11 protein-coding genes are annotated in these 12,623 nt (G+C 53.2%); 3 read left to right on the forward strand and 8 right to left on the reverse strand.

Annotated elements, in window-relative coordinates; genetic code table 11:
- Positions 1-249: 249 nt before the first annotated feature.
- Complete coding sequence (locus JW814_00705; GenBank protein ID MBN2069946.1) at positions 250-630, forward strand: membrane protein insertion efficiency factor YidD; 381 nt, start codon at positions 250-252, stop codon at positions 628-630.
- The gene (locus JW814_00710; protein MBN2069947.1) at positions 614-1,528 is read left to right on the forward strand and encodes a hypothetical protein; all 915 of its coding nucleotides are present in this window, start codon (positions 614-616) and stop codon (positions 1,526-1,528) included. Before JW814_00705 ends, JW814_00710 begins: the two co-directional genes overlap by 17 nt.
- A gap of 73 nt (positions 1,529-1,601) precedes the next feature.
- Here JW814_00710 and JW814_00715 read toward each other — a convergent pair whose 3' ends face one another.
- From JW814_00715 to JW814_00735, 5 genes are read right to left on the reverse strand one after another with little or no spacing between them, the layout of a single operon-like run.
- Positions 1,602-2,237: a hypothetical protein gene (locus JW814_00715; GenBank protein ID MBN2069948.1), complete on the reverse strand. Its 636-nt coding sequence runs from the start codon at positions 2,235-2,237 to the stop codon at positions 1,602-1,604.
- A gap of 25 nt (positions 2,238-2,262) precedes the next feature.
- On the reverse strand, positions 2,263-2,700 hold the full coding sequence (locus JW814_00720) for a hypothetical protein (protein MBN2069949.1): 438 nt from the start codon (positions 2,698-2,700) through the stop codon (positions 2,263-2,265).
- A 10-nt stretch (positions 2,701-2,710) separates the two neighbouring features.
- Complete coding sequence (locus JW814_00725) at positions 2,711-3,955, reverse strand: tetratricopeptide repeat protein (protein ID MBN2069950.1); 1,245 nt, start codon at positions 3,953-3,955, stop codon at positions 2,711-2,713.
- An 18-nt stretch (positions 3,956-3,973) separates the two neighbouring features.
- Positions 3,974-4,573: a hypothetical protein gene (locus JW814_00730; protein ID MBN2069951.1), complete on the reverse strand. Its 600-nt coding sequence runs from the start codon at positions 4,571-4,573 to the stop codon at positions 3,974-3,976.
- A gap of 22 nt (positions 4,574-4,595) precedes the next feature.
- On the reverse strand, positions 4,596-5,261 hold the full coding sequence (locus JW814_00735; GenBank protein MBN2069952.1) for a hypothetical protein: 666 nt from the start codon (positions 5,259-5,261) through the stop codon (positions 4,596-4,598).
- Positions 5,262-5,454: 193 nt separating this feature from the next.
- Here JW814_00735 and JW814_00740 point away from each other — a divergent pair, with 193 nt between their 5' ends.
- Complete coding sequence (locus JW814_00740) at positions 5,455-8,250, forward strand: cation-transporting P-type ATPase (protein ID MBN2069953.1); 2,796 nt, start codon at positions 5,455-5,457, stop codon at positions 8,248-8,250.
- A gap of 139 nt (positions 8,251-8,389) precedes the next feature.
- Here JW814_00740 and JW814_00745 read toward each other — a convergent pair whose 3' ends face one another.
- The 3 genes from JW814_00745 to JW814_00755 form a co-directional block, all read right to left on the reverse strand.
- Entirely contained in the window at positions 8,390-10,018 is a 1,629-nt protein-coding gene (locus tag JW814_00745) for a C69 family dipeptidase (GenBank protein ID MBN2069954.1), read from the reverse strand.
- Positions 10,019-10,166: 148 nt separating this feature from the next.
- Complete coding sequence (locus JW814_00750) at positions 10,167-11,345, reverse strand: biofilm PGA synthesis protein PgaB (GenBank protein MBN2069955.1); 1,179 nt, start codon at positions 11,343-11,345, stop codon at positions 10,167-10,169.
- Between the two features lie 118 nt (positions 11,346-11,463).
- Positions 11,464-12,531, reverse strand: a complete 1,068-nt coding sequence (locus JW814_00755) for a hypothetical protein (protein MBN2069956.1) — start codon at positions 12,529-12,531, stop codon at positions 11,464-11,466.
- Between the last annotated feature and the right edge of the window lie 92 nt (positions 12,532-12,623).

Below are 12,623 nucleotides of genomic sequence, written 5' to 3' on the forward strand. Positions count from 1 at the left end.
CTGAATAAGTAAATTACACCTTATCGTAATTTAAATCTTTTCACCAGGTTACATCATTATTAATACCGGCTTCCGCTACGAAAAACCCCGGTGTCGGCTGGGATTCGCGCCGCCGGGTCGGAAAAAGATCGAACATCACTTCTCATCGGGATTAATCGCCTCATCGAGGTGCTCATCATCTCTTGACTGGCGCGGCACAAACTGATAATTTGGATCGACTTCTATCGATTCCTTTAAAAGGTGCCGAAAATGGATTTTATCTGCGCGATCCTCATTTCCAATCTCTTTTTGTCCGCTCAGGTTCAAAACGGCCCGATGAACGCTCCGGTCGACCCTCTCGAGGACTCCGGCCGGATCGAGAATTGCCGCCGCGTTACGAGCGACAGTGGCTCGACGCCGGCAGGCCTGCTCTTTACCGGATACCAGATGCTGATAAGCCCGGCGCGGGGAGGACGATGCCCGATGTATCCAAGCTGTTCGGCCTATTCAAGGATCGCGCTGTCGGAAAAAGGGCTTATCCGCGGTATGGTCTCTACGGCTGACCGGCTTTTAAGATGCGGAAATGAACCGGCCTATTACGACCTGATCCTGACGCCGGGGGGGGTGTCGTTCTATGATCCGCCCCGTTAGGCGAAGGTTCGCCGGAGGATATCTCCTTTTTCTATGCCTGGCCATTCTCTCGACCGGTCTTTACGCCGGGGATGCCGAAATTACGGAAAACAAAGCTTCTCTCGAACGAAGCGGTGAATATGAAGCGGCCAGGATCCTCGCTTTCGGTGATTTTCTTCTGGGCAGGGGGGAATATTACAGAGCGATAACGGAATATTACAGAACGATCCATCTTCTTAGTGACCGATCCTCCGATCTCTCATTGAAAGCATCTGTCGGTATCGGCAGGGCGTATTACCTCGGCAGCGATTTCATCAGGGCCGGTGACTGGCTCTTCGCGATCAGAAGGGAGATCCTCTCTTCCGGCAGCAATGAGGACAGAGACCTCCTCTTCCACTCCCTGATCCTCGGCGCCAGGACCAGGGAGGCTCTTGAGATACTGGGCGAGTATGACGGCGAGGGAAGGTTCTTCTTCGCCGGCATGGCGTATGCCGCCGAGATGGACTGGAAAGAGGCGGCGGGATCTTTCCTGCGGGTCCCACCCTCAGATCTTTATCACGATAGCTCGGTATACAATACCGGGGTATGCGAGAGCGCCCTTGCCGCCGGCTCAAAAAGCCCGGCGGTCGCCGGTTTCCTGGCAATTGTTCCAGGAGCGGGATATTTATACGCCGGGCACAAAAGAAGCGCCTTCGCTTCGCTGCTGGTAAATTCCCTCTTTATCGCCGCTTCGATACAGGCATTCGACCATGAGGAATATTTCCTTGGAGGATTTCTTACAGCCATCGGTTCGACCTGGTACGCCGGCAACATAAAAGGTTCTGTCGATTCGGCCGGAAGATACAACAGGATCGTCGGCAGGCGGTATTTCACTGGACTCTCGTTAAAAAAGGACCTGCCGGAAAGCCATGGAGACTGACCGGCAGGCTATTTATATCTTCATATATCCCTTCCGTCACCTCGGCAGCCGGCGGGAAGAGAGATCCAGGCCGTCAATCGAGTCCTATTATCAGGACTCCCATCAAGCTGAAATAATTATTCGTGGAAGAAGTATCTTCGAAGCCTTCGTCGTCATCACTGTCGCTACCGTTGCTGAAGAAATTCATCTGACCCCTTACTCCTATCTTCATTATCGGAGTGATCGGCATCGCTACGCCCGCGTGGATATATCCGCCCAGCTTGTTCTCGCTCTCGAACGTCAACGAATCTTCACCGTCTGTGAGATCTGATAGGCTGTAATGAAAAAGCCCCAGTCCCGCTCCTCCGAAAACATACGCCTTTTCCATCGCTCCGGCGTGGAGCCTTATCTCTCCGCATGCGCTGATGACCGAAAGGTCTCCCCCCGAGAGGTCGATATCCGGCGGCGCGTCCATAGCATCAAGAAATGCCTCGTGATCGAACCCCATTTTGGAGAATCCGATATTGGCTCCGACGCTGATGAATGGAGTAGCGGGAAAGAGGATCGTTCCGGACAAAGCCGGTCCCATCCCCCAGTAATCGTTAAGATCGCCGGTCGGCGCGGCGATCCCGCCGCCTATGTCGAAGTGGACCTGCGCCTGAAGAGGGCTGAAAGGCAGCGCTGCCAGAAGGCAGAAGGCCAGCGCGGCGAAGAATTTTTTTGTCACCATGACCGATTCCTTCCGTTGAAGTCGACTATCTCTTTTCCTTACCCAGTCTTATATGGAACTGATATCCCACGCCCTCCTTCTTCAGGCAGAGGCGGTGATAATGAAAATCCTCATGAGGATTTATCGTCGCCGGAGTCCACGTATCGGCCGCTGTCTCGATCGTACCGCCGTACTTGTCCTTGAAATAGGTCCGTATCTCTATCTGGAGCGTTTTGCCCCCCTTGTTCCTCAGGATGATATGCGGCTCGATGAATCCGTTCTTGTCCTCGACCCATTCCTTCTGCCGCGACAGCTGCGTCGTCACCCATGTATCGAGCATCACCACCGTCTCGGAATCAAGTACGTCATTGTGGTCCTCTGGCCTCGGCCGCGCCGGAGCGCACCCCGAGAAGGCGCCGACTGCGTATAAGACCATCGAGAGAGACGCCGCAAGCAACAGCCCCCTTACCGTTATTCTCTTCATCGAGTCCTCCTTACTGTTCTTCCCCAACTACAGGTTCCTTTATCCGTACCGCGCTGACAGATCCGAATGAGTTCATCACCAGGAGAGTCCTCGTAATATCCTTCACTTCTATCCCTTCCCAGAGGTCTCCCGTACCTGGATAGCACCACTTCTGGTCGACCCCGGAAACGGCGATAGAATAGCTCCCCGGCATGACTGGCATGTACGCGACATGGAAAGCCCCCGGAACGGTCACCCAGTATCTCAGATCGGCATCGGTGCTTGGAGCAAAGGCGGAAAGACATGGAACCGCCTTCATCCCCTGGGAGACCATCGCTCTTGTCATCTGTTTTTTAGCTTCATCCCCCGCGCCGCCCTGGTCCTTGAAATGATCGTGCATCTTGTCGGTGAGATAAAGGTCAAACTGACCCCGGCCCTTGTCTATCCTGATCTTCCAATCGGAAGAGGGCTGCTTGAACTCATCCCTTTTTCTGAAAGCTCCGATGAAGCCATCTGCGCTCACCTTTGACGCCCTGCCGGCCATCATGATCAGCGTCAGGCCACTGCCGCCCGTCTCTTTCACGCTGTCAAAATACCGCTGCCCTCCCAGGCTGACGATCTGCTCCTCGATCAACCCCAGGTCCGAGGTCCGGTTAAGAAGCACGTTCGACTGGTACATCCCCGCGTAAGCGGGAAGAAGGCTTTTTTTGTAATCGGCCGCCCTTTTGAAAGCGACCGCCGCGTCGTCGTACCTGCCTGTGCGAAAGAAAGCCTCACCCATAAGGTAATTGGTGATACCTATATCTCCCTGCCTCGCCATATCCTTGCTTATATCCTCTTCGAGGCTTCTTCGAAACCCCACCAGGGCGTTCTGGTAGTCCCCGATCATATAGTAAGAGAGCCCCAGGTAGAAGTAGGCGATAGACACCTCGATCGGATCCCCGGCGTATCTCTGCGACGACGCGCTCGTTAAAGCCGCTCCCGCAGTCTCGCCGGCGCTGTGCAGCATATCGGCATCGACGACGCTCGCCTTGAAACTCTCAATCGCTCCGTCATAATTGCCCTGAAAAAACCTGTATACGCCAAGGTCCCACAGGTAGAGGTTCTGGTTTCTTCCAGACTTCTCTACTTCCTTTTCGACGAGCGGAGTAAGTATCTCTTCGGCCCCGACCGGATCCCCTTTGAAATACTTGAACTGAGCCTGGGAATATGGAGCAGCGCATCCGAAAAGAAATCCACTCAAAGCGATAAGGCATAGAATGTTTATCTTTTTCAAATCAAACCCTTTCGAAAATTACTGCATCCAGCCCTTTTTAGAACTCTTTCTAATATCCTCGTTCGCGATCCATACAACGGTATTCCGTTCCGTATCGACAAGGCGGAGCGAAAGCTTGTAATACCTCTGGTCGACGCTTCTCGTGTTCGTCCTTATCGATGTCAGTTCGCCTGTCATAAGAAGGGTCACTCCGGCGGCGCGTCCGAGTTTTGTCGCCTCGTTCTGCGAGACAAGCCCGTCGGCGGCAAGCTGCGCTTCCTTGATCGTCTCATCGAGAAGCGCCCTGTCGACGAATTCGAACGTGCCGGCCCCGCTGTTGATTATCGCTTCCATGATCTTCTCGCCGAACAGCGCGTCGGTGTTCACGTATTCCGATGTGCTGTTGACTATGGGAAGAAGAGAGATCGTGACCGGCTTGTTATAGCGCTCTATAAAAGGCGACGCGAGAAGCTCCTCTATTATCGAGTTGGCAAGCAGCTTTACGTCAGTGTCGCTTACCCCCCTGGTCATATCGTCGACCTGGTCGGTTCCCACGTAACGCGAGGATCCTGAACACCCCGTCAGGAAAAAGACCGCGAGCATGAGAGCCGGAATGACGGTTCTGGAAAATTTATTCATCAAACTCCTCCATATCGATAGATTAAAATTCACCGCTGAGGTCATCAGCTATCGCCTTACAGATATTGACGACTGCTTCATCAAAAGTGACGCGCGGATCGAACCCCGCCGTCACCGACCTGTAAGTCTTCGCCCACTCGACTGATTCTCCCTTTACCGTCATCAGTCTGAGATTCGCCACGACCGTTACAGATCCGAGTTTTCGATTGCTCGAATTCGTATCGGCTATGTATCCCGAAAAATCGCCGAAGAGCACCTTGTCGAGTCCCCTTTCAGTGGCATCCTTGATAATCTTTTCGTGGTCTATATGCCAGGTAAGGTCCTTGAACTTGATCGCGTCATCGGCAAATGTCAGGGTAGGCGATGAGATCACTCCTCCGGACAACCAGGTGTGGATCGAGGTCACAGTCACCTTTCTGTCTTTAGTCATCTCGTCGAGAATCCTCACCGTCTCATTCGATTCGAGCGGTACTTTGTCGATGACAGAGACTTTCCTGAACGACCCGAGAAGCGTATTGGTCAGTTCGGTTCCGGCAGTCGACGATACGGTATGCGCTCCCTCGATATTCTCATAGATGTACAATCCTATCGAGCCCGCCTTCTCTCCTGCCCTTGACAGGCCCGGAATCATCGCGGTCAGAACGCACACGATCAACACAAGCCGGCATAATCGTTTCAGATCACGCATTTTGCCCCCCTTGTTACAAAATTGAGTTCTGCGGCCTATCTTATCAGCAGACGCAGCCAAGTCAAGGGAATTTCAGTTACAAAGATATTCGATTGTCTTTTTATATTTTTATCTCATCCCATCGCTAAAGTTCTCACTGGTTGACTAAATACAACTTATCCGGTAACGTACCCTCAACGAGGAGCGTAATGTCATGGAAAAAGTTGAATATTATCGCATGAAAACAAGTGAAGTCTTCACCTCTCTGGGAACGACGGAAAAGGGCCTGGATGGCGGTGAGGCGGATAGCCGGCTCGCTGAATACGGACCGAACGAACTCACCGCCGATATCGGCATGCCGAAATGGCTTCTATTCCTTTCCCAGTTCAGGGACCTGCTTGTCATTGTCCTTATCGTTGCGGCGGCGATCTCTTTCGCAATAGGCAGCTACCGCGACGCCACAGTCATGGTGATCATAGTCCTTATAAATGCCGGGATCGGTTTCGCCCAGGAGTACAAGGTGACAAGAATACTGGAGAGCCTCAGGAACCTTATAGACTCTCCCGCCAAAGTGATACGCGGCGGCGAGTTCGCTGAACTGCCGCAGGACCGGCTCGTCCCCGGGGATATCATTCAGCTCGAAGCGGGGGACAAGATACCCGCTGACGTTCGAATATTCGAATCATTCGACATGCGGACCGAGGAATTCGCCCTGACCGGCGAATCGATGCCTGTCGGCAAGACAACGAAAGCAATCGCGGCCGAATCAGTGATCGGGGACCGTGAGAATATGGCGTTTACGGGAACGACCGTCACATCGGGAAGCGCCAAGGGTATTGTAGTCAGGACGGGAATGAATACCGAGATGGGAAAGATCGCCGGTATGACGGAAGCTACGGAAGATCTGCCCTCTCCTCTTGAACGCGAGTTTACCGGCCTGGCTAGGCTCCTTACGATTACAGTCGTTGTCATAAGCTCGATCCTCTTCGGAGTGGCGATGTGGCAGGGATTCAGTTTTCTGACGAGCATGATCTACGCCCTCGGCATCGCTGTCGCTATGGTTCCACAGGCGCTTCCGGCCCAGGTGACTGTCGCCCTTTCCACGACGAGCAAGCGCCTGGCCGATCTGAACGCTGTTGTCAAAAACCTTCCGTCGGTCGAGACACTCGGATCGACCAGCGTGATAAGCACCGACAAGACTGGTACGTTGACGAAGAACGAGATGACAGTGACAAAGATCTGGTTCGAGGGCAGGCAGTTCAAGATGACCGGCACCGGTTATAAACCGGAAGGCCACATCCAGGATGACTCGGGAAAGGACCTCGATCAATCTGAAGTCGACGCGATAGAGATAATGATGGACGCGGCAACGATGGCATCGAACGCCGAGATCCACCAGCCTGACGATGACCACCCGGGATGGTACCCGGTGGGCGATCCGACAGAAGCGGCCCTCGTTACGATGTCGACGAAACTCGGCACCCGCTCCCCGACAGAGGACGAGGAAAACCCCGAACTCCAGGAATTCCCTTTTGATTCAGAGCGAAAAAGGATGAACTCGGTGCGCCAGTTCGGGGATAAATTGCAGCTCGCGATGAAAGGCGCGCCGGACAGCATCCTTTTAATCAGCCGCTTCATATATCGCGGAGGAAAAGCCGTACCGATCACAGACGAAGACAGAAAGACGATAATCGCGGTTTACGAACAGTTTTCCAGGGAGGCGCTGCGCGTTCTCGCCATAGCCTATCGACCCCTCGACTCCGATGGCCGCGACTACACGATGGAAGAGGCCGAAAAGGATGTTATATTTCTCGGCCTTACAGGGATGATCGATCCTCCCCGCGATGGTGTCAGGGAAGCATTCACCCTCTGCCATGACGCTGGAATCAGGACTTTCATCATGACTGGCGACCACGCGATAACGGCCCAGGCGATCGGCGACCAGATAGGCCTGTCCGGTTCAGGCGATAAATCGCCTACGATAACAGGGAGTGAGCTGAAGCAGATCTCCGATGAGCAGCTGGCTGTCCTGATGACCGAACACAATTCGATCATATTTTCCCGGGTCGATCCGGAAGACAAGCTTAGGATCGTCAGCCTTCTCGAGGATAACGGTGAAGTCGTGGCCGTTACCGGAGACGGAGTGAACGACGCTCCGGCGCTCAAGAAAGCCGATATCGGAGTCGCGATGGGAAGGATCGGCACTGATGTGGCAAAGGAGGCGTCGGAACTTGTCCTGCTTGACGACAGTTTTCCCACCCTTGTCGAAGCTGTCCGCGAAGGGAGGACTATTTACAGGAACCTGAAAAAAACAGTCCTTGCCTCGCTGACGACGAACCTTGCCGAACTCTTTGTAGTCCTTCTCGGACTCGCAGCGGTAAGCATGCGGGGCTGGGCGATCCCGATCCTCGCCATCCAGATCCTCGCGATAGACCTTCTCGCCGAGATAATGCCCCTGACCTTTCTTACCTATGATCCTCCGACCGAGGATATCATGAGAAGGCCTCCACGCAACCAATCGGAACATATAGTAGGAAAATGGTCTTTTCTCGAGGTTGTTCTTTTCGGACTGGCGATAGGCGCCCTTTCGTTCGTGAACTACGCGCTCTTCATGTCCAGGAGTGGAACGGTTTTTTCTGTCGACGCTCCCGGATCGCTCCTCTACCCGACGGCGACGACAATAGCCTACCTGACAATCGCCTTCTGCCAGTTCGTCAATATATTGTCACGCCGTGACGAATCGAGGTCGATCTTCTCGAAGAATTTCTTCTCCAACAGGATACTCCTCTATTCCATCCTCGGTTCGATCGTCATCACGCTGACTGTCATCTATACGCCGATCGTCCAGGACTTCCTCCAGTTCAAAGGACCAGGAGTCGTCGACTGGATCTACATCCTTGGAGCCGCGGTCGTTTATCTTGTGATATTCGAGACGATGAAGATATTCAAAAGGATGCGGCGAAAGGAGATCGCCCGTGACAATGCCGCCGCTGAAAGAAAAGCGGCGTAGCCAAGCGCCAGAGCGCTCTTAATAAAATAACGGGCCGGGAGTCATATCCCGACCCGTTATTTTTTCTCTCCGCCTTCTTACCTCGAACTGCTCCGGCAATCAAGGTCGGATGATGGCTCAACAATCCAGCTACTCCGGATCATTCGCCCTTTTCAAGTTCAAGATACCTCAGGTGGTCTCCCGTTTCATCGACGACCTTCCTGTACCACGATTCGGGATACCCCGGATGGCTGACATTTCCCAGCTCGTCCTTGAGGTTTCCGTCCATATATTTTACAAGAAGTTCCTCACCGAGTTTGCGCCAGCGCTTTACGGTGCCATCGGCTGCTGAACATGAATAATCGGTGAGATAATCTATCGCCAGTCCTGGAGACTGCTCGTAGAGGGTGAGAGCAGATTCGTCTATCCTTTTCTGGTCTGCCAGATACTTCCCTTCCAGGTCCCTCTGGACGACCTGTATATCGGGGATGATCTCGCTGTAGCGCGAGTAGGCGTAATTCGAGACCCAGTTGAACACCCAGAACGCTGAATCCCACGAAAAATTGTTAAAATCAGCTGTTCCAACGGCGTACGATCGGGGGATCCTGTTTATTCCGCAATAGATCGGATTATAGACTGTGCTGTAGGTGTCATCGACTCCGAACCAGATCACTCCGCCAACCGGTCCCGGCATCCAGGATCTGGCCTGTGTTATGAATGAGAATCCCGTCTGCTGGGTCGATGTCGCCCTTTCGTTGAGATATTCGACATCGTCCACTTTCCAGGTAAGAGGCCTCCACCTGTACGGACACGAGTATGGCCCGCCGCCGACATCTTTCGTCATGTCAAATTCTGTCCCTTCAAAATGATCGCGCATGAATTCCATCATATCGTGGACCGATATCTTCCTGTCAGGTTTTATCCAGAGAGGCATAGGTTCGGCTCCGGCCACTCCCTTGACATAGTCGATCGAAAGGTTCATCGATGGCGCGGCGCGGTTGAACATCGCGTAAACCCGCGCTTCGCAGAATCGCAGCGCGCCGTAATCGAGAGGCGCGTAGGCGTCGGTGAAGCTGAAATCCTTGTCGGACCCTTCGTAATAACCCATTTCCCGGGCAAAGTCGATCACATCGGGGGCGTAAAGGCAGTTCTTTTTGTCTTTCAGTGGAAACTGCCTGATCCTCGCCTGGTTGGCATGCGCCGATATATATCCATCAGGGACTTTTCTGGCGACCCAGACCGCTCCACTGTTACCGGCCACCTTGCCGATAAGGTCCATGAACCAGACCTCTTTGGGATCGCATATCGAAAAAGACTCGCCCGAGCTGGCATAGCCGTATTTCGCGACAAGGCTCGTCATGACTTCTATAGCCTCACGGGCTGTACTTGCCCGCTGGAGAGCGAGAAACATCAGGCTTCCGTAATCTATTACCGCTGTGCTGTCACGAAGCTCCGACCTTCCGCCCCATGTCGTCTCCCCTATAGAGACCTGGTGCTCGTTCATGAATCCGACCACCGAATAGGTGTGTTCGACCTGGGGGATCTGTCCGAGGAATTTCCCGGTATCCCACTCGTATATATTCATCATCGTCCCTGGAATATGATCGCGGGCGGGCCAGTAATATAATTCGCCGTACAGGACATGAGCGTCGGCGGCGTACGAAATCATTGTTGAGCCGTCTGTAGACGCCCCGGCAGTTATAAGAAAATTAGTACAGGAATATGAAGGGGTGCCTGCCGCCGGCACCAGAACGATTATGGTGATCAGGAATAAAAAGACCTTCTTCATGTTGCCGTTACCTCCCGGGAAGTTGAATATACCGTCACCTCTACTCACTCATACCATACTATAATAATCCGTGATCAAAAAAGCGAATCCGCGAAGCTGGAAAATGAAAAGGGCGGACAGCCCAATGAGAATTCCTCTTCAGGGCCGATCAGTGATCGACCATCTTTTCAAGACGTTCCAGGGCCGATTCAAGCTCCTTTCTTGTGGTGAGATCGTTCTCTGAATCGATAGCCAGCCTGATATCCCCTGTCGCCGCGGTATATTCCTCTTCAGCAAGGGTCTTAGCCGCGAGGGCTCTTACCTCCGGTGACCTGTCTCTAAGCATCCCGACAGCCCATCTTATGCCGTTGCGATACCGTTTTTCGACGAGACTTCCGAGAGCGTCGATCCTTGCTCGGGGAGATCCGGCGAACAGCTTCCAGAAAAGCTCCATCTCCACTTCATCGTCGTGCATGATCTCGCGATCATTCAGAGACACCCTGACCACATCGGGAGAATAGGGAATAAGCTCGCGGCGGGCAGCCCACCTTGCCATCCTCGGGACGATCCATCTCATCCCGGGTGTCGATTCGGGATGTCCGGCGCAGGCAAAGACTCTTCCCTTCCCCGATTCAGCGCAGATGAGAAACGCTTTTCCCGCGGTAATACCTGAAGGCGCGCCTCCGGTATGATGCACATCGCTTTCGTTTACCGCCAGGGTGGTGAACTTTCCCGCATCGCTTTCGGGCGATACGACGAAAAGGGGACCGTCATGATACTGGATAAATCCTGACCGGGAACCGCACATCTCTGGAAATACAGAGAGCCCCTCCCCCGTAAACGACACCCTTACCAGGGCGCTTCCGCGCTTGTCATGCTCCCTGTCGACAGTATCGGCTCCGATCAGCGAAAGAGACGGATATCCTTTTGAATCTGAAAGAAGATATCCCCCCGCGCAGATGCCCACCGCTCCCTTTCCCCGGCTGATCACAAATTCCCTGATCCGGTCATGCGAGAGCGGGCCTATGCTGTTACTCTGCCTGCTTCCGCTCCCCCCCGGGAATACTATGACATCGATGCCGTCGAGGATCCCCGAAACGATCTCCTTAGGGTCTACCGTTAAGACCTTTATACCCGGATCGATCCGCAAAGCCTCAACCGTCTCGATCACGCAGAGTTCGCTTGCGCCCTGCCCGCAATAGACGCCGGCGACAATCGGCCTGTCATCTTCGGAAAACCTGCCTGTATTTTCAGCCCGCGCTCTGTCTTCTCCTGCTACGGACTGTGATATCGCCGCCGCAAGAATAAGGAGCATACAAACAGCCAAAAATGACTTTCTCGATCTCATTCTCATTCGTCCTTTCGATATGACACCCTACAAAAGTGCGCTCCTTACGATCCAAGAAAAAAAGGGCAGATGCATAATAACATCTGCCCGCTTTATACTCAACTGTCAGAATCGTCATCTATTTATCGCACCACGTAGAATCACCGCCATCGAGATGCCACGGCACCGTTATGATCCTGTCGGAGGCTTCAAAATAAACTCCGCCGTATGTCCATCCGGAAAGGGTCGCGATCGTGTCTCCGTACGCTATGCCTGTCTTGTATCCCCGGAAATGAAAAACGAGATCGATGTCTCCGTCAAGATCGACATCTTCCTCATGGCGTTTCATCCCGTACTTGTTGAAATGTTCTTCACTAGCTCCGAGAGGGCCGAATTTCACTGTCGTATGATTGACCTCGGTGGCGTCAAAACACCCGGTTGAAAGTATCGCGACCGGGATCACCCCATTCATCTTTTTGCAATTTACCGGATTTCTGTCGCTGCCAGGCTTGATATCAATTACAACATGGCAACTGTCCTCGACATGACTGGTATAGACTCCCCAGAACTCTAGGTACATGCAATCTGAGGAATCGGCCCGCGCGGCAGGGACACCGTAATAGCCGGTTCCGGTATTCATCACCTTGAAAAGAAGAGTATTGATACCTTCGGCAAAGAGATCTTCGTCGTCGATATCAAATTCCCATATCTCCCTCACACCCGGCTCAGACGGGGAGTAAAGATCGATCTGATCGATAAAGATGCCGTTCAGGAAGATCTGGGCCGCGTCATCGGCAATGACTGAGAGTATCAGATGGACATCTGTAAATCCTGCGGGGAGCTCGAAATATGTCAAAAATTCAGCGGTACTGTCTTCACGGGAATGCGTCGTTATCGCAAGGGAGGGAGAATCTGGATCTCCAGCCTTCTCACAGGAACAGCTCACCGAATCGCTGCCTCCTCCGATAAGAGCGCTGATAAAGGCCTGCCCGCATGCCGCTCTGACTGAGACAAGAGAATCGATCCCGCCGCATACTCCGTTGCCGCTGAATATACTCACCGTATCGATAAGGACGGAACCAGGAAGATCTTCCGTGACCGGTATTTCTACGGTATCGACCAGGCCGGTACCATTCTCACACCCGGCGATCAGTATGATCGAGACCGAAATGACGAGATTGATAAATAACACGCCGCGCCTGATCATGAAAATCCTCCGGAACCATCTTTATTCGAATTGTATCCAGGGTCGATTCATCTACCATTCTACCATATTATCAGGCTGCGGGTCAATCGGAC

The organism is Candidatus Krumholzibacteriota bacterium (assembly GCA_016932415.1).
GTDB lineage: Bacteria > Krumholzibacteriota > Krumholzibacteriia > Krumholzibacteriales > Krumholzibacteriaceae > Krumholzibacterium.

What these genes read in the sequence shown, in the direction of transcription:
- JW814_00705 (MBN2069946.1), top strand. Translation starts at nt 250, where the DNA reads ATGGATTTTATCTGCGCGATCCTCATTTCCAATCTCTTTTTGTCCGCT.
- JW814_00710 (MBN2069947.1), top strand. Translation starts at nt 614, where the DNA reads ATGATCCGCCCCGTTAGGCGAAGGTTCGCCGGAGGATATCTCCTTTTT.
- JW814_00715 (MBN2069948.1), bottom strand. Translation starts at nt 2,237, where the DNA reads ATGGTGACAAAAAAATTCTTCGCCGCGCTGGCCTTCTGCCTTCTGGCA.
- JW814_00720 (MBN2069949.1), bottom strand. Translation starts at nt 2,700, where the DNA reads ATGAAGAGAATAACGGTAAGGGGGCTGTTGCTTGCGGCGTCTCTCTCG.
- JW814_00730 (MBN2069951.1), bottom strand. Translation starts at nt 4,573, where the DNA reads ATGAATAAATTTTCCAGAACCGTCATTCCGGCTCTCATGCTCGCGGTC.
- JW814_00735 (MBN2069952.1), bottom strand. Translation starts at nt 5,261, where the DNA reads ATGCGTGATCTGAAACGATTATGCCGGCTTGTGTTGATCGTGTGCGTT.
- JW814_00740 (MBN2069953.1), top strand. Translation starts at nt 5,455, where the DNA reads ATGGAAAAAGTTGAATATTATCGCATGAAAACAAGTGAAGTCTTCACC.
- JW814_00745 (MBN2069954.1), bottom strand. Translation starts at nt 10,018, where the DNA reads ATGAAGAAGGTCTTTTTATTCCTGATCACCATAATCGTTCTGGTGCCG.
- JW814_00750 (MBN2069955.1), bottom strand. Translation starts at nt 11,345, where the DNA reads ATGAGATCGAGAAAGTCATTTTTGGCTGTTTGTATGCTCCTTATTCTT.
- JW814_00755 (MBN2069956.1), bottom strand. Translation starts at nt 12,531, where the DNA reads ATGATCAGGCGCGGCGTGTTATTTATCAATCTCGTCATTTCGGTCTCG.